Origin of the sequence: Anaerorudis cellulosivorans (assembly GCF_025943985.1) — a bacterium.
Lineage (GTDB): Bacteria > Bacteroidota > Bacteroidia > Bacteroidales > Dysgonomonadaceae > Anaerorudis > Anaerorudis cellulosivorans.
In genome coordinates this window covers 78,585-96,578 of the sequence record NZ_JAPCWE010000006.1, presented here as the reverse complement: position 1 = coordinate 96,578, position 17,994 = coordinate 78,585, and the positions used below count along the sequence as shown (strand labels likewise).

At 41.1% G+C, this 17,994-nt stretch carries 19 protein-coding genes and 1 tRNA gene; 7 read left to right on the top strand and 13 right to left on the bottom strand.

Features of this window, described 5'->3' with window-relative positions; genetic code table 11:
- The first annotated feature begins 3 nt into the window (after window positions 1-3).
- Window positions 4-453, top strand: coding sequence for a YqaA family protein (locus OLM34_RS04895; protein WP_264405688.1), 450 nt, complete (start codon window positions 4-6; stop codon window positions 451-453).
- Window positions 454-464: 11 nt separating this feature from the next.
- Window positions 465-1,244 (top strand): radical SAM protein, encoded by a 780-nt coding sequence (locus OLM34_RS04890; protein ID WP_264405632.1) that lies wholly within the window; start codon window positions 465-467, stop codon window positions 1,242-1,244.
- Window positions 1,245-1,247: 3 nt separating this feature from the next.
- Here the strand turns inward: OLM34_RS04890 and ychF are convergent, their stop codons facing one another.
- Both ychF and nadA read right to left on the bottom strand, forming a co-directional pair.
- Window positions 1,248-2,351, bottom strand: a complete 1,104-nt coding sequence (ychF, locus tag OLM34_RS04885) for a redox-regulated ATPase YchF (RefSeq protein WP_264405631.1) — start codon at window positions 2,349-2,351, stop codon at window positions 1,248-1,250.
- 80 nt (window positions 2,352-2,431) lie between these two features.
- The gene (nadA, locus tag OLM34_RS04880) at window positions 2,432-3,376 is read right to left on the bottom strand and encodes a quinolinate synthase NadA (protein WP_264405630.1); all 945 of its coding nucleotides are present in this window, start codon (window positions 3,374-3,376) and stop codon (window positions 2,432-2,434) included.
- 469 nt (window positions 3,377-3,845) lie between these two features.
- On the opposite strand from nadA, the gene dusB reads away from it, so the two are divergent.
- Together dusB and OLM34_RS04870 are read left to right on the top strand one after the other, a co-directional pair.
- Complete coding sequence (gene dusB / locus OLM34_RS04875) at window positions 3,846-4,832, top strand: tRNA dihydrouridine synthase DusB (protein ID WP_264405629.1); 987 nt, start codon at window positions 3,846-3,848, stop codon at window positions 4,830-4,832.
- A gap of 38 nt (window positions 4,833-4,870) precedes the next feature.
- A complete protein-coding gene (locus OLM34_RS04870; protein ID WP_264405628.1) occupies window positions 4,871-5,236 on the top strand; it encodes a hypothetical protein in 366 nt (121 codons plus the stop codon).
- A gap of 9 nt (window positions 5,237-5,245) precedes the next feature.
- Here the strand turns inward: OLM34_RS04870 and OLM34_RS04865 are convergent, their stop codons facing one another.
- From OLM34_RS04865 to OLM34_RS04850, 4 genes are read right to left on the bottom strand one after another with little or no spacing between them, the layout of a single operon-like run.
- On the bottom strand, window positions 5,246-5,755 hold the full coding sequence (locus OLM34_RS04865; protein WP_264405627.1) for a S41 family peptidase: 510 nt from the start codon (window positions 5,753-5,755) through the stop codon (window positions 5,246-5,248).
- A complete protein-coding gene (locus OLM34_RS04860) occupies window positions 5,752-6,780 on the bottom strand; it encodes a S41 family peptidase (RefSeq protein WP_264405626.1) in 1,029 nt (342 codons plus the stop codon). Before OLM34_RS04860 ends, OLM34_RS04865 begins: the two co-directional genes overlap by 4 nt.
- An 18-nt stretch (window positions 6,781-6,798) precedes the next feature.
- Window positions 6,799-7,407, bottom strand: coding sequence for an L-threonylcarbamoyladenylate synthase (locus tag OLM34_RS04855; protein WP_264405625.1), 609 nt, complete (start codon window positions 7,405-7,407; stop codon window positions 6,799-6,801).
- 30 nt (window positions 7,408-7,437) lie between these two features.
- The gene (locus tag OLM34_RS04850; RefSeq protein ID WP_264405624.1) at window positions 7,438-8,298 is read right to left on the bottom strand and encodes an enoyl-ACP reductase FabI; all 861 of its coding nucleotides are present in this window, start codon (window positions 8,296-8,298) and stop codon (window positions 7,438-7,440) included.
- A 269-nt stretch (window positions 8,299-8,567) separates the two neighbouring features.
- Here OLM34_RS04850 and OLM34_RS04845 point away from each other — a divergent pair, with 269 nt between their 5' ends.
- The 3 genes from OLM34_RS04845 (at window position 8,568) to OLM34_RS04835 (ending at window position 11,810) form a co-directional block, all read left to right on the top strand.
- Window positions 8,568-9,296 carry an MBL fold metallo-hydrolase gene (locus OLM34_RS04845; protein ID WP_264405623.1) on the top strand — a complete coding sequence of 243 codons (729 nt, stop codon included), beginning with the start codon at window positions 8,568-8,570 and terminating at the stop codon, window positions 9,294-9,296.
- A gap of 38 nt (window positions 9,297-9,334) precedes the next feature.
- The gene (locus OLM34_RS04840; protein WP_264405621.1) at window positions 9,335-11,206 is read left to right on the top strand and encodes a 4-hydroxy-3-methylbut-2-en-1-yl diphosphate synthase; all 1,872 of its coding nucleotides are present in this window, start codon (window positions 9,335-9,337) and stop codon (window positions 11,204-11,206) included.
- 530 nt (window positions 11,207-11,736) lie between these two features.
- Window positions 11,737-11,810 (top strand) — tRNA-Ile (locus tag OLM34_RS04835).
- A gap of 367 nt (window positions 11,811-12,177) precedes the next feature.
- Here OLM34_RS04835 and OLM34_RS04830 read toward each other — a convergent pair.
- The 7 genes from OLM34_RS04830 to OLM34_RS04800 form a co-directional block, all read right to left on the bottom strand.
- Window positions 12,178-13,233: a 4Fe-4S dicluster domain-containing protein gene (locus OLM34_RS04830; protein ID WP_264405620.1), complete on the bottom strand. Its 1,056-nt coding sequence runs from the start codon at window positions 13,231-13,233 to the stop codon at window positions 12,178-12,180.
- Window positions 13,233-13,511, bottom strand: a complete 279-nt coding sequence (locus OLM34_RS04825) for a winged helix-turn-helix domain-containing protein (protein ID WP_264405619.1) — start codon at window positions 13,509-13,511, stop codon at window positions 13,233-13,235. The genes OLM34_RS04830 and OLM34_RS04825 overlap by 1 nt, the downstream gene beginning before the upstream one ends.
- A 7-nt stretch (window positions 13,512-13,518) precedes the next feature.
- The gene (locus OLM34_RS04820; protein WP_264405617.1) at window positions 13,519-15,243 is read right to left on the bottom strand and encodes a CoB--CoM heterodisulfide reductase iron-sulfur subunit A family protein; all 1,725 of its coding nucleotides are present in this window, start codon (window positions 15,241-15,243) and stop codon (window positions 13,519-13,521) included.
- The gene (locus OLM34_RS04815) at window positions 15,240-16,544 is read right to left on the bottom strand and encodes a CoB--CoM heterodisulfide reductase iron-sulfur subunit A family protein (protein WP_264405616.1); all 1,305 of its coding nucleotides are present in this window, start codon (window positions 16,542-16,544) and stop codon (window positions 15,240-15,242) included. The genes OLM34_RS04820 and OLM34_RS04815 overlap by 4 nt, the downstream gene beginning before the upstream one ends.
- On the bottom strand, window positions 16,544-16,960 hold the full coding sequence (locus OLM34_RS04810) for a hydrogenase iron-sulfur subunit (RefSeq protein ID WP_264405614.1): 417 nt from the start codon (window positions 16,958-16,960) through the stop codon (window positions 16,544-16,546). The genes OLM34_RS04815 and OLM34_RS04810 overlap by 1 nt, the downstream gene beginning before the upstream one ends.
- 28 nt (window positions 16,961-16,988) lie before the next feature.
- A complete protein-coding gene (locus OLM34_RS04805) occupies window positions 16,989-17,240 on the bottom strand; it encodes a sulfurtransferase TusA family protein (protein WP_129593770.1) in 252 nt (83 codons plus the stop codon).
- A gap of 78 nt (window positions 17,241-17,318) precedes the next feature.
- Window positions 17,319-17,885 (bottom strand): DsrE/DsrF/DrsH-like family protein, encoded by a 567-nt coding sequence (locus OLM34_RS04800; protein WP_264405612.1) that lies wholly within the window; start codon window positions 17,883-17,885, stop codon window positions 17,319-17,321.
- Window positions 17,886-17,994: the final 109 nt, after the last annotated feature.

Here is a 17,994-nt window from a genome sequence, read left to right as displayed (position 1 = left end):
ATGATCGAATTCTTATTAAATTGGGGATATATCGGATTGTTTATCGCTTCTTTTTTGGCAGCCACAGTATTGCCATTCAGTTCTGAAGTCGTATTCGCAGGATTGATTGCAGCAGGATTGGATATATGGACATGCATTTTCATAGCAACCTTGGGCAATACGCTTGGAGGATTGACAGCTTATTGGGTAGGATCACTGGGAAAAACGGAATGGATCGAAAAATATTTCGGTATAAAAAAAGAAAAAATCGACAAAACGCAACAATGGCTTCAAGGTAAGGGATCCATAATGGGGTTTTTTGCTTTTGTTCCTGCCGTAGGAGATGCCATAATTGTTGCATTAGGCTTCATGAGGGCTAATTTATGGAAAGTAGCTATTTCGATGACGATGGGTAAATTTTTACGATATATCGTAGTCGGATTCGGAACAGAACAACTTTTTTCGTGGTTTTAAAAAAAATGTATATGTCAACGATTTTATTTCATGAAATTGTATATGGTCCCGTTCACAGCAGAAGATTGGGAATTTCGTTAGGAATAAACCTTTTGCCGTATGACGGTAAATTATGCTCATTCGATTGTATTTATTGTGAATGCGGATTCAATAAAGATTTCCGCACCAATACACATTTACCTGAAAGAGAAAATATAAAAGCAGCGCTGGAAGATAAATTGCAATCATTACGTAAAGAAAACGCAAAACTCGACGTTATTACTTTTGCGGGAAATGGGGAACCCACCTTGCATCCGAAATTCGCCGAAATAATAGAAGATACCCTGTTTTTGCGCAACCTTTACTACCCTACCGTAAAAATCAGTGTTTTATCAAATGGTATGCATCTCACTAAAACAAAGGTATTTGATGCACTAAAAAAAGTTGATGAACCCATTCTGAAACTCGACTCAGCCTTTGATGCAACCGTCAGAATTATCGATAGACCAAATTCACCTCAATATAGTGTATCAAAGCAAGTAGAATTATATAAAAAGTTTAATGGAAACTTTATTCTCCAAACCATGTTTCTTCGAGGTGAATTTGAGGGCAACAAGATTGATAATACAACAGAAAAAGAAGTTTCGGCATGGTTAGAGCTCGTTAGAGAGATGAACCCACGCGAGGTAATGATTTATACCATTGATCGGCAAACACCGACGAAACAGCTTAAAAAAGTCCCTCTTGAAGATCTAAAGAAAATCGCAGAAAGAGTAAAACAACTGGGAATAAAAACAAATGTTGCAGGATAATGATTATACATTAAACCGAAAATGCATAACATCACCATCTTCAACTATATAATCCTTTCCCTCTATATACATTTTTCCTGCTTCTTTCACAGCAGTCTCTGATTTATAAGCAATATAGTCGTCATATTTTATTACCTCAGCTCGTATAAAACCTTTTTCGAAATCGGAATGGATTACACCGGCACACTGCGGTGCCTTCCATCCTTTATGAAATGTCCATGCACGAACTTCCTGAGGGCCGGCGGTAAAAAAAGTTTGTAAATTTAAAAGTCTATAAGCCGCTTTAATCAAACGATTTACACCGGATTCTTCCAATCCTAATTCCGATAAAAAAAGCTGTCTGTCTTCATATGTATCCAATTCGGCTATCTCCGACTCTATCTTGGCAGCTACTACCAAAACCTCAGCATTTTCATTCTCCACGGCTTTCTTAAAAGTATCTACATACGCATTTCCCGTAATTGCTGCAGACTCATCCACATTACACACATAAAGCACCGGCTTTGCCGTAAGTAAAAATAAATCGTGTGCAATCTTTTCTTCGTCTTTCGTTTCGAAATTTACGGTACGAGCCGGTTCACCGCGTAATAATGACTCTTTAATTTTACGATAAACCTCAAAAGCAACTTTAGCATCTTTTTCCCCTCCTGTTTTAGCTTGTTTTTCAACTTTATTTATTCTCGATTCAATCGTTTCGAGGTCTTTCAATAGCAATTCCGTATCAACGATTTCTTTATCACGAACAGGATCCACCACTCCATCCATATGGCTGACATTTTCATCATCAAAACAACGCAATACATGAATAATAGCATCCGTTTCACGAATATGGGAAAGAAATTTATTTCCGAGACCTTCACCTTTGCTCGCACCTTTTACTAATCCGGCAATATCGACAATCTCAATAGTTGTCGGAACGATTTTTTGCGGATGAACAAGTTCAGCCAACTTATTTAATCGCTCATCAGGAACAGTGATAACTCCGATATTGGGTTCGATAGTACAAAATGGAAAATTGGCTGCCTGAGCTTTGGCATTCGACAAACAATTGAAAAGTGTAGATTTTCCTACATTAGGAAGACCTATAATTCCACATTGAAGTGACATATGTTACTTTGTTTTATTTTAAACTGTAAAGATAACAAAAATATGTGTTCAAAAAGATTATACCTTGAGAATGAATAAACCTAGAGTCCGTATTTTGCCGAAATTTCAAGCATTCTCTTAATGGGTTTCACAGCTCTTACCCTAATCCCCTCATCTATGAAAATTTCCGGTGTTTCGCTTTCCAGGCATGAATAGATTTTTTCAAGCGTATTTTTTTTCATGTAAAAACACGTATTACAAGCACATGTAACGTCTTCGGGAGGAGCAGGAATAAAAACCTTTTCAGGATTCTCTTTCTTCATCTGATGCAAAATACCCCATTCTGTTGCCACTATAAAGCATTTTCTATCCGAAGTTTTCGCAAATTTCAACATAGAGGATGTAGAACCAATATGATCGGCTATTTGTCTTATATAAGCCGGACATTCAGGATGAGCAAGCAATAAAGCATCGGGATATTGTTTTTTCAATTCGATAATCCGTTCGATCGAAAATTGCTGGTGAACATGACAAGCTCCATCCCACAACACCATTTTCCTACCGGTTAATTTATTGATATAATCACCCAAATTGCGATCCGGAGCAAAAATAATTTTTTCGTTTAGAGGTAACGATTGAACGATTTGTACAGCATTCGAAGAAGTAACCACAATATCGGTCAAAGCTTTTACAGCTGCTGAGGTATTTACATATGAAATAACCGTATGATCGGGGTATTTATTTATAAATTGTTGAAATTCTTCTGCAGGACAGCTATCGGCCAACGAACATCCGGCTTCTCCATCCGGAATGAAAACACGTTTATCCGGACAAAGAATCTTTGCCGTTTCACCCATAAAATAAACGCCACATAAAACAATAACATCTGCAGTAGTTTTAGCTGCCCATTGTGCTAAAGCGAGGCTGTCGCCCACAAAATCAGCAATATCCTGAATATCGGAAGTTTGGTAAAAATGCGACAAAATAACGGCATTTTTTTCTTTCCTGAGCCTATTTATATTTTCAATAATTTTTCCTTTTTCCATATTCTTATTTGCGTTATTATTATATTATAACTTTTTCAAAACAGATAATAAAGATAATGATGAATGGTTGTTGATAATGTTGATTACTTTTCTTCTTTTTATCAGTAAAAAATATATCAACAATTCATAACGACTTATCTCTAATTATGAACAAAATTTCGGAAGTATTTGCTTTGAAAATCTTTAAATTATAAACGTTATCAAAAACGGTTGATAATATGCAAAGTTAATAATTTATTCTCTTTTTATTGATTTTATCGGTTGAAAACCTCTGTATAGGATGTTTAAGAAAATGGATAATTATTACCTTCAAATTGCGTATTTTTTATAATCATATTTGTTATCGATTTTCAAAAAGAAGTTTTCGAATAATTATCGACGATTCATCAACAAATTATCAACATGTATTTTTTTTGCACCTTTGAAAACCTGTGGTACATTTGTATGAAGATTTTGGTTGAAATAAATAATGAAAATTGGGAATATAGAATTTGAGGACTATGCAGTGTTTCTCGCACCAATGGAAGATGTAACCGATATTGGTTTCAGGCTGTTATGTAAAAAATTTGGAGCAGATATGGTTTATACCGAATTTGTCTCGAGCGACGCTTTGGTGCGTAATGTGGAACGAACGCTTCAAAAAATAAGCATTTGTGAAGAAGAGCGGCCGTTGGCTATTCAGATTTACGGTCGCGATCCCGATGCAATGGCTGAAGCTGCCAAAATATGCGAAGAAGCCGATCCTGATATTATCGATATTAATTTTGGATGTCCTGTAAAAAAAGTGGCCGGTAAAGGCGCAGGAGCAGGCATGCTCCGAACGCCCGAGTTAATGTTGGAAATCACCCAAAAAGTAGTGAATGCCGTGAAAAAGCCGGTAACCGTGAAAACCCGTTTGGGATGGGATGAAGATTCCAAAATCATTGTAACATTGGCTGAACAGTTACAGGATTGCGGCATAGCTGCATTAACTATCCATGGTCGTACACGCTCGCAAATGTATAACGGAGAAGCGGACTGGGCGTTGATAAAGGAAGTAAAATCCAATCCGCGTATGCTAATACCAATTATTGGTAATGGAGATATCGATTCACCCGAAGTATGTAAACGACGTTTTGAAGAAACAGGAGTAGATGCCGTTATGATTGGGCGTGCAACTTTTGGTCGTCCATGGATATTTCGTGAGGTAAAACATTATTTAAAAACAGGAGAAAAATTACCGCCCGAAACTTTCCGTTGGTATTTAGATGTACTTAAGCAGCAGATATTGCAAAGTGTACAGCGATTAGATGAGCGTCGTGGCATTTTACATAGTCGCCGTCATTTGGCTGCTACTCCCCTATTTAAAGGGATTCCGGATTTTAGGCAGACACGTATTGCCATGCTTCGGGCAAATACGCTTGAAGAACTTTTTACCCTATTGGATGAAATACCCGAAAAGTTTCATCTCGATTAAACAAATTGAGAATGATAATCGTCTTACAATAAAATGGCATGATGAAGAAGTCTTTATTATTTATTTTGATGATTTTTGTATTTGGTTCTGTGTCGGCACAGAAACCAACCATTACGCAGCAGGTTTTTTCGGAATATGTAGAAAATATGGTTGACGAAATGCAACAGATTATTGGTTTTACCGATAGTCAGGCGTCGCAATTAAAAGAGATTGAACTGAAATTTTTGCTCGATGTTCAGAGAGCCGAAAACTGTTGTTTTTGTCATTCGGGAAAACGAATAAAAAAGTTGAAAGAAAATCGAAAAGCCGACTTACAAAAAATTCTTTCTCGTGATCAATATATACGATACGATGCTATTTTGGGTGGAAGAATAAAAAAAATCCCGGTGAGGGTAGAAAAATAAAGCAATGGATTATTTTTTTGATTCACGTAATTTTCTGAGATCGGCAGGTGTAAACGGGATATGGTCCAGGTTTACCGACTGCCGGATCCTTTCTTCTTTTGGAGAAGAAAGTCCCGAGGGCTTCATTTTTATTTCAGGGATACTTCTTGTCGATAAAGGCACGGATTGCGTGGGTTGACCGGTAATCAACGAAATTGCCTTAGAGAGCAAATAATCGGTTGAATCGCCTATAGCTACCCATGCTGATGGGTTGTTTTCTTGAGAAGCAACCGGATAATCCGGAATCAAGCATCCTTGATCGACAAAATCAGTACCATTCTTATCTGTATATTTGGCAACAATGGGTTGCATAGCCCAATTCTTCAGCGAAAATTTTTCTTCTTCAGATAAATCGCTTTCATCATAGACCGGCATCGTTCTGTTGTAACCGTTTTTATCAGGAAAAGTATTATACGCATGAATGGTCCATGAGGCGGTGTATTTTCCTCCCGTACTGTCTCCCACGTGAACTACCTTCATATAAGGTTTAAACAAAATGTAGTAAGTTCCGATGCTGAATAGGTGAAGTTGGTGGCCAGAATATACACGTTGTTTAAATTAAGATTAGCATCCAACGGATTAGATTCAACTTCTTCTCTGTAAACGCCCAAACTATCGCTTCTACTGATCCCTTCTTCATCAAAAAAAGCATTTATCCAAGGATTATACGACAATATGGTAAATACCGATTTGTTTTCAACTTCGGTTCGAGGAGCAATAAGTGAACCCAGATAAGTAGCTGCAGAGATATCGCCTCCGGGGTTATACCTCAGATCAACAATCAAATCGGTAACCCCTTCCCGATTAAATTTAGAAAAGGCATTGAATAGGCTTTTATTGTAATTGCTTATGAATTCGGCATAAAACAAGTAGGCAATTTTTTTGCCTTGTTCGGGATAGTGGTAAACGTGTGTATAAAGCACAGGATCGGTATTAATTTTTCGAGGAGTAATGGATATATCATGAGGGTTTTTATAAAATTGATCGAAAACCTTAAAAGTAACCGGTGCGTTGGACCCAAAAAGAGTCAAATAATTGGATGAAGTGATTGGCTCGCCGTTGATATGTATAATAATATCCCCTCTTTTCAATCCTGCTTCATATGCAGGTGTATCGGGATAGACATATTTTATTACGGCAATGAGGTTTGTCTTTGTTTCATCAGTCCATAAAAGTGTAGGCGAAAAACCAAAAGCATTATTTGATTCGCCTTCAAAATCGGCCAGCAATTCTTCAACGTCATCCGTGATCCACGACCAGCCGCGTTCGCGATCTATCGGGTAAAGCAGGCTTTCAAAATAGTCAACGGGATCAATATTTAGTCGGGGAGGTATTTTATCGAGCATAGAGGGAGCCCACAAATAATATAAAGACATACCGTCATACACAAACTGCCTAACGATGTTGAGATTTTCCTTCACCGTTGAAGGTTCGTCTTTTGAGCAGCCGGAGAAGGATAATGCCAAACCCATCACCACAAAGAACGGTATGAAATGCTTTTTCATTCTGATTTTGAAATAATATTATAAGATTAAAATACCTTTTCCTTCACGAATAATTTGAGGTTCATCCGTTGTGCAATCGACTACCGTTGAAGGCTCGATTCCCCCATAACCTCCATCGATGACAATGTCGGCAAAATTTTCCCATTTTTCGTGGATAAGTTCGGGATCGGTAGTATATTCAACTTCATCGTTTTTGTCTTTAACCGATGTACTTAAAACCGGATTCCCCAACTGTTTTACAATTTCACGAATAATGTTGTTGTCGGGAACACGGATACCCACCGTTTTTTTACTTTTATATATTTTGGGCAGAGATGAAGTTGTCGGAAGAATAAAAGTAAAGGGTCCGGGCAGGTTTTTTTTCATGAGTTTAAAAACAGGAGTACTTACTTTGGCATATTCGCTGATATTACTCAAATCGTTGCAGATAATGGACAAATTGTGTTTTTGAGGATTGATTCCCTTTAAATCACAAATTTTCTCTACTGCACGCACATTTAAAGCATCACAGCCGATTGCATAAAGAGTATCGGTGGGATAAATGACTATTCCACCGTCGCGTAAAACAGAAACAACTCTCTCTATTTCACGAGGGTTGGGATTATCGGGATAAATTTTTATCAGCATAACAGCTACAAAAGTAAAAAAATATGCCGATTATCCATATGAAATTTCTCCTTTTTCGTTTTTAAATTCTTCGATTTCGTTATTACTGTATCGTTTCATTGCTCTGAGGCTCATTCCCATGCTGGAGAATCCACCATCGTTGTAAAGCGTCTGCATGGTCACTTTTCGGGTTAAGTCGGAAAACATCACGATGCAATAATCGGCGCAATCGTCGGCATTGGCATTGCCGAGTGGTGACATTCTTTCCGAAAAATCCATCAAATCTTCCATCCCTTTAATTCCGCTACCTGCAGTTGTCAACGTAGGAGATTGGGAAATAGCATTGATTCGTACCCCTTTTTCTCGTCCGTATATATACCCGAAACTGCGTGTTATGGATTCGAGCAGTGCTTTGGCATCAGCCATATCGTTGTAGCCGAAAAACGTGCGATGCGCTGCAATGTAAGAAAGTGTAAGGATTGATCCTCCTTCTGCAATAGCATCCATTTTTTTGGCTACTTGCAGCATCTTGTGAAACGAAATAGCTGAAATATCGAGCGTTTTCATCATCAGATCGTAATCGAGATCGTCATACGGACGTTTTTTGCGCACATTTGGCGACATACCGATGGAGTGCAACAAAAAATCGATTTTCCCGCCCAGTATTTCCATCGATTTTGAAAATACCATTTCCAGGTCTTCAACATTGGTAGCGTCGGCAGGCAGAATTTCAGCGTTTAATTTTTCCCCCAACTTAAGGGTATCGCCCATACGTACGGCAACAGGCGTGTTCGACAGCGTGATGACAGCGCCTTCTTCAACAGCTCTTTCGGCAACTTTCCATGCGATGGACATTTCGTTTAGTGCGCCGAAAATGATGCCGCGTTTACCTTTTAATAAATTGTGACTCATTCTTTTTATTATTATTTTCGCTAAGCTCCTTATGGTTAAAAAAGGAGTTGATTGAATATAAACTGCACAAAAGTACAAAAAATGTGCATTCGATAAACATTTGAAGTCAAAATATGTTGTATGAGGGATTGTTTTGCTCCGGGTGGCGCAAATTTCACCTAACGCAGGTTAGATTTGTTTTACCAAATTTTATAGAAACCGGGATGAACATTTCGGCCAAAAATTGTTATTATAAATAAGGGATTGTGTTTTTATCCATGCATCGGAATATGATTGTAACGTATATTTTTCATAGTGGGTATGCCGTAACTTTCGACGATTTTTCTGTGATTATCGATTATCACAGCGATGTTATCGATCCGGAATATGGCGATTATTGCGTAAAAGATTATTTGCTGAATAAAAAAGAAGACCTTTACGTCGTATGCACCCACTCCCACTCCGATCATTTTAATCCTGAGATACTGTTATGGAAAGAGCAAAAACCAAACATTCATTATATTTTTTCGAAAGAATTGTTGCTTAGCCAAAAAACATCACTCAAAGATGCGTATTATTTGGATAAAGAGGATGTTTATGAGGATGAGCATATCCGAATTGAAGCTTTCGGGTCGACTGATGTGGGAAATTCGTTCCTGTTTAAGCACAATGATCTATGGTTTTTTCATGCCGGCGATCTCAACAATTGGCATTGGAATGAAGAGGTTTCGAAAAAAGAAGCCTTAACCTATGAAAACAATTTTCTTTGTGAGCTGGAACTTCTTGCCGAACGAACCGATCATATCCATGTGGCGATGTTTCCTATCGATCCCCGATTGGGGCGTAACTATATGCGAGGTGCCGAGCAGTTTGTCGAACGCATCCGAACCGATTATTTTTTGCCGATGCATTTTGGCGAATGTTACGATAAAGCGAATGCTTTTGAGAAATATGCCTCAAAACACGGATGTACCTATTTGGCAATAACTCATCCCGGACAATCGTTTCGACTCTATTGACCCGGATTTGTACTAAATTTGCAGTAAAATTAATTTCAATGGATTATTTCAACTATCATCGTCGCCCTACCGTCGATGTACATATCGGCAATCTCACCCTTGGAGCAAATCATCGCATCGCCATTCAAACAATGACCAATACCAATACGCTGGATACGGAAGCATGTGTAGCCCAGTGCCAACGTATCATTGCGTCAGGTGCCGATTTAATCCGTTTGACAGCACAGGGCGTACGCGAAGCCGAGAATCTTCGGAATATAAAAGGCGAATTACGCAGAAAAGGATACACTATCCCTCTTTCGGCCGATATTCATTTTAACCCGAAAGCGGCGGAAACAGCAGCAAAAATTGTAGAAAAAGTGCGCATTAATCCAGGTAATTTTGCCGACAGACAAAAAACTTTTTCACAAAAGGAATACACAGACGAAGAGTATGCCCAAGGAATAGCGCATATTCGTTCTAAATTTATCTCTTTTCTAAATATTTGTAAGGAATACGGGACAGCTATCCGAATCGGTGTAAACCACGGTTCGCTGTCCGACCGCATCATGAGCCGCTACGGCGATACACCCGAGGGTATGGTGGAATCTTGCATGGAGTACCTTCGCATTGCTGTGGAGGAAGGATTTTCCGACGTTGTGATTTCACTCAAAGCATCCAATACGTTATTGATGACAAAGGCTGTGCGGTTGCTGGTAGACAGGATGGACAAAGAAGATATGCATTTCCCTTTGCATTTGGGAGTAACTGAAGCGGGTAACGGAGAAGACGGACGCATAAAATCGGCAGTAGGCATTGGTGCCTTGTTGTCTGACGGGATAGGGGATACGGTTCGCGTTTCGTTGAGTGAAGATCCCGAATATGAAATACCGGTAGCCCGTAAGTTGGTCGATTACATTGCGCAACGAGCCGGGCACAAAGCTATCGATGCCGAACCGTATAAGGGCTTTTCGCCATTTTCACCCGAACGCAGAAGGAGTAATGCCGTGGGAAAAATCGGTGCCGATTTTGTGTCTCCGGTTATTTCCGATCGCAGCAAAACCGGAGACATGCGCCTTCATCCACAATTTGTTCCCGATTATGTGTATGTAGGCGAACGGCTTCCTCTCAGTTTTCCGACAGGGATGAAAGCCATTATCGATTATCGTGAGGGGTGGGAAAACAAGGATGGGCAGTTCCCCTTGTTCACGCATGAAAACATACTTGAAATGGAAAGGTGTGAGGCATCTGTAAAGTTTTTGAAACTTTCGTATCCCGAGCTGACGCAAGAAACGCTCAGGTTGCTTAAAAGCGCAAGAGATATTGTGATTGTGCTTGAAACTTCACACGTGAATGGAGTGGGAGAGCAGCGGGCATTTTTTCATCAATTCTTGCGCGAAGATTGCAAGAATCCGGTGATTATCCATCGAGAATATACCGAAGATGATTCGGAAGATCTTCAGGTAAAGGCCGGTGCAGATTTGGGCACACTGCTGCTGGATGGCTTTGGCGATGGAATCATGCTGAGCAATACCGGGAAAATTGATACAAGAGATGTTGACGCTTATGCTTTTGGCATTTTGCAGGCGGCGCGTTTGAGGATGAGCAAAGCGGAATTTATTTCATGTCCCGGATGTGGACGCACCTTGTTCGATTTGCAGGAAACGGTGACGTTGGTAAAGAATGCGTTGTCACACCTGAAAAATTTAAAAATAGCCATAATGGGTTGCATTGTCAACGGTCCCGGAGAGATGGCTGATGCCGATTATGGTTATGTTGGTGCAGAGCGCGGGAAAATATCACTTTACAAAAAGCAGCAACTCGTAGAAAAGAATATTCCGGCCGATCAGGCCGTTGACCGATTAATTCGGCTTATTAAAGAAAGCGGCGATTGGGTGGAACCGGACGAAAAACAAAGTGTATCGTCCTGATTTTTGTTTACATTTATTGTAAACTTATTTCAGGACAAGACACATTCATCACTGCACCATCTCCGCACCAAGTCCGTACCAAGGCTGCACCTTCCTCGCTCCATGCTTGCATCGGCCTCGCATCATCTTTGCATAAAGTTCGCTCTGTCCACTCCTCTGTATCCCGCTCTACATGCGGCAAAGAAGTAGGTTTGTCTTACACCGGTTTTACCAAATCCCGTGTTCTCGTCCCTGCTTTGAAGCGAAGGAAGAGCGAAGGAGGAGCGAAGAAGAAGTGACAAATGACGGGTAAAACCCATCTATCGACCTAAAAATTCGTTAACCCGAATGCGGGGTATTTTTCTCTGCATGTTGTCTTAGCTGGTAAATCGAACAAAAACGTTGATGAGCCAATACCCCAATGCCTGAGAACGAAAGGTACGAGAGAGAAATCCGGTACTCGAAAAATGGGGTGAATTGGCACTATTTTTTGGTTATTTTCGAAAAAAGTTGTAATATTGCATCCGCTTTTGGAGAAAATTTCAAAGCAGGGTCCCATAGCTCAGTCGGTTAGAGCACCTGACTCATAATCAGGGAGTCCTTGGTTCAAGTCCAAGTGGGACCACAATTTATATAAATAACTGCTTAATATTCAAGTAGTTATTTTTTTAAAAATACAACCTTCCCCAATGTTACCTTACTCCCATAAATTGATTGAAATAAAAAACGTGTTTTCCATGATTTTTTTAACGGTTTCCATGATAAATAACGTAAGGTTATAAGTTATAGCTATGCTTTTATTCTTTGTTGCAAATGTTTTAAGGCTATTTTTTGGGTATCCCATGATTTTCAAGTCAATTATTTCTAAAAAGGACGAATATTTCAGTACACAAATTAAATTGCTATTTTCATGATTTCACTCAAATTTTTTTATCAATGCTTTGCTTCTTTGAATTAATATTTCGTTGCGGAATTAAGAGTTGCAATGATTTTTATTGCATGCTTTTGATTTTCAAAAAATACATGGCAAATGAGCGATAGAGAAAATGCGTCCATTTGCCGAAAGGCACGATAATGAGCGCCCATTGTGCCAATACCGTCAGGTGAATGATGTACATCCACTGTTGGGTTTCGATCAGTCCCAAATCGATGAATAATCTGACCAAAAAAGCGGTAACCCCCATCAACAAAAGCCATATCACGAACAACCAGTCAGATGGTTGCGAAAACTGGTTGAGCGATTTGTTTTTCTTGATGCGACTCCCCACGAAATCGATTGTTACCACAAATATCAGAAAACTTTCGACGTAACCCAGCACGATCACAAAAATGCTTTGAGAGCCGAACCAGTTGAGGAAAACCGTTGTGAAAAGCAGCGACAGGTAGGCAATCACGAGAACAAAATGCTCGAGCCATCGGAAATGGACGTCGCCGTCGCATTCTTTGTATCGTTTTTGAGTGAACATGTGAACCAGCAGATCGCTCAGTGCTGTTACATAATTTTTGAAAGGAGCTTTCACCTTTGGCTTGACGATGGTGAAGTACCACATTCGCAACAAGTTAGGTAGAAAAATCACCAGAAGTACTGCCCCGATAGCAGTCATTTCGAAATAGTGCCCGATGTGGAGCATGCGTTCGGCATTGAAATCTACAGAATTGGCAAATAACAGAACGCCGGCTAACACCAGCAATAATGCAGCAATGGTGGAGGAGAGCGAACGATAGAGCAGTCCTGACAACCCCGTCCAATCGTATTGCGCGGTAAGCCATCGGCGGAGCGACATCATCAGTTCTCCCGGATTGGCTGTTTGTGGACAATTAGCGGTGCATTCACCACAATAATAGCATTCCCATGGTTTGAGTGACGATTTGATGTCTTCTTCGAGCCCCAGTGCACTGTACCGAACCATTTCGCGAGGGAAAGAATCGTCGGTGGTGGAAAGCGAACATACCGCGGTACAAGTTCCGCAATTGTAGCACGCGTTCATATTTACGGCACCGTATTTTTTTAGTTCTTTCGAAAACCCGGGATTGATTTTTGTTGCCATTATTTTACCAGTTTATACGAAAAATATTCATCCATATCGTCGATTTCGCCAATGGCTACCACACCATATTTCACCAACGTGAGTAGATGATACGCAACGTCGGGTTTGGACATTTGCAGTTTTTCGGCCAATTGCGGAATTGTCATTTCATGCTCTTTAAGTGCTTCAACGATGGCCTTTTTGATCTGATTGAACTCTTTGAGTTTTTCTTTTGCACTATCGGGAACACCTTGCTTGTCCCGAAGATATTTGGTGGTTTTTCCGATTTCTATTTCCATAATTTTGTTAAGCTAAAGCATCAATCATACTCATTATTTCTTCACTCGTATAACCGATCAGGTTGATGGCATCTACCGGACAAACGGGGGTACACATGCCACATCCCTTGCACACTATCGGGTTGACGGATGCAACCGTTCTTCCTCCCATCTCTATCTGTTCGATAGCATCGAACGGACAGGCGTTGCTGCATTTGTCGCACCAAGAGCATGCATCCTGGTCAATTTTGGCGATAATCGGTTCTGTTTCGAGTGTCCCTTTACTGATATATGAAAACGATTTTGTTGCAGCAGAAAGCGCAGAATTCACAGATTCACTGATGTTTTTCGGCCCTTGACAGGTTCCGGCAATGGTTACGCCATCGATCACGGTTTCCACCGGTCGGAGCTTCATGTGAATTTCGTTGAAAAATCGATCTCTGCCTTTCGGCAATTTAAGCATCGAACCAATAGATTGATCGGCTCGCGGCACCATTCCGGTTACAAGTACCACCAAATCGACTTCCATTTCCATCTCCTTTCCGGCCGAAAGAATATCTTTCACTGTTACGACCGTTTTTTTGTCTTCAGTGTGAATTTCGGGAAGCGTGTGTTCATCGAATTCCAGATACACATCGCCCATTTGTAGCGATTCGGCATACAGCAGCTCCTGCTTTCCATAGGTGCGGATGCCCCGCGTAAGATGAATATTTTGAATGCCCTTGAATTTCTTTTTGGCTTCGATGGCCGTATGAATCACGGAAGTGCAGCAAAAACGCGAACAATACGTGTTTTCGCCTTCACTCTGACGGCTACCAACGCAATAGACATAAGCAATATTGTTGATTTTCTTGCCTTTGAACTCTAATGATTTGCTGGTAGATTTATCGACCAATTGTTTAAATTCGGGTAAAGTGATTACAGTTTCGTTTGTTCCGAATCCATATTCCCCTTGTTTAGGCAAATAATGATCGTAGCCTGTTGCTACCACAATCGATCCAACGTGCAATTCCATGATTTCCATCGGATCGTCCTCTTTCTGCGGTTGCCTGCGAATTTTCAACTCGAAATTGCCAATACTTCCTTTAGTATCGATAACCTCCTCACCTGTCAGAATGGTTACATTGTTATACTTTCGCAAATCGTTCTCGATACGCGTCGTCAATTCGAACCCTTTTTCATCGGTCATAAACAGACTGCCCCATTCGGCAGTGTGACCTCCCAGTCGGTTTCCCTTTTCGATCAGGATCACATTCGATTTTTTTTCGGCCAGCGACAGGGCCGCTTTCATTCCGGCAATTCCCCCACCGATGACGGCAATGGTTTTTTCGGCTTCGAACTGATTGGGAAACAGCGGATCGGCATATCGCGATTTGGCAATGGCTGCCTTTACCAGATGAATGGCTTTTTCGGTTGCTCCGAGTTTGTCGTCTGAATGTGCCCACGAAGCCTGTTCGCGAATATTGGCGTGGACATACGTGTATTTGTTCAAATCACCCCGTTCGGTAACATTGCGAAAGGTGGTGAGATGTAATTTGGGTGAACACGAAGCCACAATCACTCCGTCGAGATTGTGTTCGTGAATATCCTGCACCATATCGGTCTGGTTGGTATCCGAACAGGCAAACATCGTGGTTTTAGCAAACACCACACCTTCCTCGTGTTCAATGGCAGCGCGTACTTTTTCTACATCCACATAGTCGGAAATATTTCCGCCGCAATGACAAATATAAACGCCTAATCTTTCTTTCATAAGCTTTGATACCGGGTTAAGTAACTGATTGCTTCCGACGATGCCGAACCGGCCGAAAGGATGGAATCGGGGATGTCCATCGGTCCCGATGCCGTACCGGCAACAAAAACGCCGTCGATACTGGTCTTGGCCGGACTGCCTAAGAAATCTTGTTGCGCCACAAACTGCAGCGGATCGAGTTTGAGCGAATTGCCGTCGAATATTTTTCCTGCCGAAGGATTTGATTTTACACCTACCGAAAGCACTACCATATCGTGTTCGGCTTCCTTCACCACTCCTTCAGCTATATCTTCGTAACGCAGAATAAGATTTCCGTTTTCTTTCTCGGTGATTTTGCCGATTTTACCTTTCACAAAATTCACGCCCATTCCTTTGGCTTGTTGATAAAATTCTTCAAATCCCTTACCAAAAGATCGAATGTTGATGTAATAAATCGTAATATCGGCCATCGGGAGAGCGCCCATTAGTAATTGAGCCTGTTTCATGGAGTACATGCAGCAAATTTGAGAGCAGATAGGGTTGCCAATGGTGTTGTCGCGCGAACCGGTGCAGAGCACATAAGCGATGCGATCGGGCACTTTACCGTCGCCCGGTCGCAAAATCGTGTTGTAGGGTCGTGTCGGAGCAATTTCGCGTTCCATCTGCATGGACGTGATTACGTTTTTGTATTGACCGTAACCGAAGCGGGGTATCTCGAGCGGATCGAAAAGATTGAAGCCTGTGGCGAGGATGACCGTTTTGGCGTGAAGCTCATAGTATTCCGTTTCCATCGTAAAGTCGATGCAATGCGTAGGACAGGCTTTTTCGCAAGCGCCACACAGCGTGCAGTTTTCGATATCGATGACCGCCGCTTTGGGATTGGCTATGCTGAATGGAATGAAAGCCGCTTTGCGACCGATGAGCCCGAATTGATATTCGTCTCGAACGCTCACTGGGCAGGCTTTTTCGCACAGTTGACATGCTGTGCAGTCTTCCACTCTTACATAACGTGGTTTTTTCATGATTTGTGCAACGAAATCGTTGTCGCCTTTTTTCGCGATGTGGGTTACCTCGCTTTCGGTGAAAACGGTGATATTATTGTGTCGAGCTATTTCCGATACTTTTGGAGTCGTGATGCATGCGGCACAATCTAGGGTCGGGAAAACCTTACTCAACAAAATCATTTTCCCGCCAAGCGAATGATCTTTTTCCACCAGCAGCACCTTGTAGCCGGTGTTTGCAAGATTGATAGCAGCTTCTCCTCCTGCAATTCCTGCGCCGATTACCAAAGCATCGTACTCGATAATTTGCCGTTCTTCCATTAATTGCTGTTTGAATGGATGGTTTTTATCAGATAATCGTTGAAACTGCGCATTTGTTTCACAAAGGCCTCGCTACAAACCGAACACAGGGCAGCCATGCGCAAACGCGCCGGATCGATTTTCTTTTCTTTCATTTTTTCGTGCGTCATGGCCACGATGTTTCCGGTTTTTTCGGTACACGATTCGCCGAAAATACAATCGGTGCCGTCGGCAGCGATGAAAACTCCGTCGAAGCCTTTTTCATAGGCATGCATAATCCACGACGGTTTTATTCCGCTCGAACACGGAACGGTGATGGTATAAACCGTAGGCGGATAGTGCAGTTTAAGCAATCCCGCCATGTCGATGGCGGGATCCGAAATCTTTTCGGTGGAGAATACGAGTATCTTTGCGTTCTTTTTGAAGGAATCCGACATTTCGAAACAGTTTTTTTCGATGTTGGGGTTATTTTTTTCTCAGATAAACTTTGAAATATCCATTCTCGTCAATTGATCCGAGAAATTCATGTCCTTGTTTGGTGCACCATTTCGGGATATCGATTTTTGTGCCTTCGTCAGCCGACAATACTTCCATCACGTCGCCCACATTTATGGTTCCGATAGCTTTTTTTGCTTCCAAAAGCGGTCCCGGACAGGCAGTCCCGCGTGCATCTACCGATTTGGCTACTTTTAATCCTTTCAATTCTTCTGTTGTCATAATATTTATTTTTTATGGGTTTCCCCTTTTTGTCGAGGAAATGAGATGAATATTTTATGTGAATTTTTTTGGGAACGTTCAAATAAACCATTGCATACTGCTTTCGCCTGCATCAGCAACGAAAGTGGTTGCTCCAGCAAATCGGAGATTGGGATAATCGATCATTTCTTCTTTCTTGAAGCCCATCAGGTGCATCGACATTTCGCACACCGTGATTTCGATTCCGAGCTCGGCTGCTTCCTTGAACATTTCGTCGAGCGACATTACGCCCTGTTTTTTCATCAGACTTTTGATCATCATGGGCCCCATTCCACACATGTTGAGTCTGGAAAGTTTCAGTTTGTTGCGTCCTTTGGGAAGCATGAATCCGAACATTTTCGAAATAAAATCTTTCCCCTTGGCTTTCTTTTTGGGATCGCGCAAAGCCGCCAATGCCCAAAACGAAAAAAACAGTTTTACTTGTGTGTCCATAGCCGCGGCAGCCAGCGATATGATCATTCCGGCCAATATTTTATCCATATCACCCGAAACAATGGCGATAGACAATTGATCTTTCCGCGAATTTTCCATTCGTGAGGTTTGAGCCTTCAGGGTTTCGAGTTCCGCCAAAAGCTTTTCCATGCTTATTTCTCCCAATTTTTCCATGTTGTTGATTTTTAGTGGATGAATACGATGCGAAATAAGGAAATATTTCTTTATTAAATTCTTTTTATGACGTGCACAATCATACAATATTTTGTGATATGTATCACTT

Excerpts from the sequence above, each read along its gene's own strand:
- OLM34_RS04845 (WP_264405623.1), top strand. The coding sequence starts at position 8,568 with ATGATTGTAACGTATATTTTTCATAGTGGGTATGCCGTAACTTTCGAC.
- OLM34_RS04860 (WP_264405626.1), bottom strand. The coding sequence starts at position 6,780 with ATGAAAAAGCATTTCATACCGTTCTTTGTGGTGATGGGTTTGGCATTA.
- OLM34_RS04830 (WP_264405620.1), bottom strand. The coding sequence starts at position 13,233 with ATGGCAACAAAAATCAATCCCGGGTTTTCGAAAGAACTAAAAAAATAC.
- OLM34_RS04825 (WP_264405619.1), bottom strand. The coding sequence starts at position 13,511 with ATGGAAATAGAAATCGGAAAAACCACCAAATATCTTCGGGACAAGCAA.
- OLM34_RS04805 (WP_129593770.1), bottom strand. The coding sequence starts at position 17,240 with ATGACAACAGAAGAATTGAAAGGATTAAAAGTAGCCAAATCGGTAGAT.
- OLM34_RS04870 (WP_264405628.1), top strand. The coding sequence starts at position 4,871 with ATGATGAAGAAGTCTTTATTATTTATTTTGATGATTTTTGTATTTGGT.
- OLM34_RS04820 (WP_264405617.1), bottom strand. The coding sequence starts at position 15,243 with ATGAAAGAAAGATTAGGCGTTTATATTTGTCATTGCGGCGGAAATATT.
- dusB (WP_264405629.1), top strand. The coding sequence starts at position 3,846 with ATGAAAATTGGGAATATAGAATTTGAGGACTATGCAGTGTTTCTCGCA.
- OLM34_RS04810 (WP_264405614.1), bottom strand. The coding sequence starts at position 16,960 with ATGTCGGATTCCTTCAAAAAGAACGCAAAGATACTCGTATTCTCCACC.
- OLM34_RS04840 (WP_264405621.1), top strand. The coding sequence starts at position 9,335 with ATGGATTATTTCAACTATCATCGTCGCCCTACCGTCGATGTACATATC.
- nadA (WP_264405630.1), bottom strand. The coding sequence starts at position 3,376 with ATGGAAAAAGGAAAAATTATTGAAAATATAAATAGGCTCAGGAAAGAA.
- OLM34_RS04890 (WP_264405632.1), top strand. The coding sequence starts at position 465 with ATGTCAACGATTTTATTTCATGAAATTGTATATGGTCCCGTTCACAGC.
- OLM34_RS04865 (WP_264405627.1), bottom strand. The coding sequence starts at position 5,755 with ATGAAGGTAGTTCACGTGGGAGACAGTACGGGAGGAAAATACACCGCC.
- OLM34_RS04855 (WP_264405625.1), bottom strand. The coding sequence starts at position 7,407 with ATGCTGATAAAAATTTATCCCGATAATCCCAACCCTCGTGAAATAGAG.
- OLM34_RS04850 (WP_264405624.1), bottom strand. The coding sequence starts at position 8,298 with ATGAGTCACAATTTATTAAAAGGTAAACGCGGCATCATTTTCGGCGCA.
- ychF (WP_264405631.1), bottom strand. The coding sequence starts at position 2,351 with ATGTCACTTCAATGTGGAATTATAGGTCTTCCTAATGTAGGAAAATCT.
- OLM34_RS04815 (WP_264405616.1), bottom strand. The coding sequence starts at position 16,544 with ATGGAAGAACGGCAAATTATCGAGTACGATGCTTTGGTAATCGGCGCA.
- OLM34_RS04800 (WP_264405612.1), bottom strand. The coding sequence starts at position 17,885 with ATGGAAAAATTGGGAGAAATAAGCATGGAAAAGCTTTTGGCGGAACTC.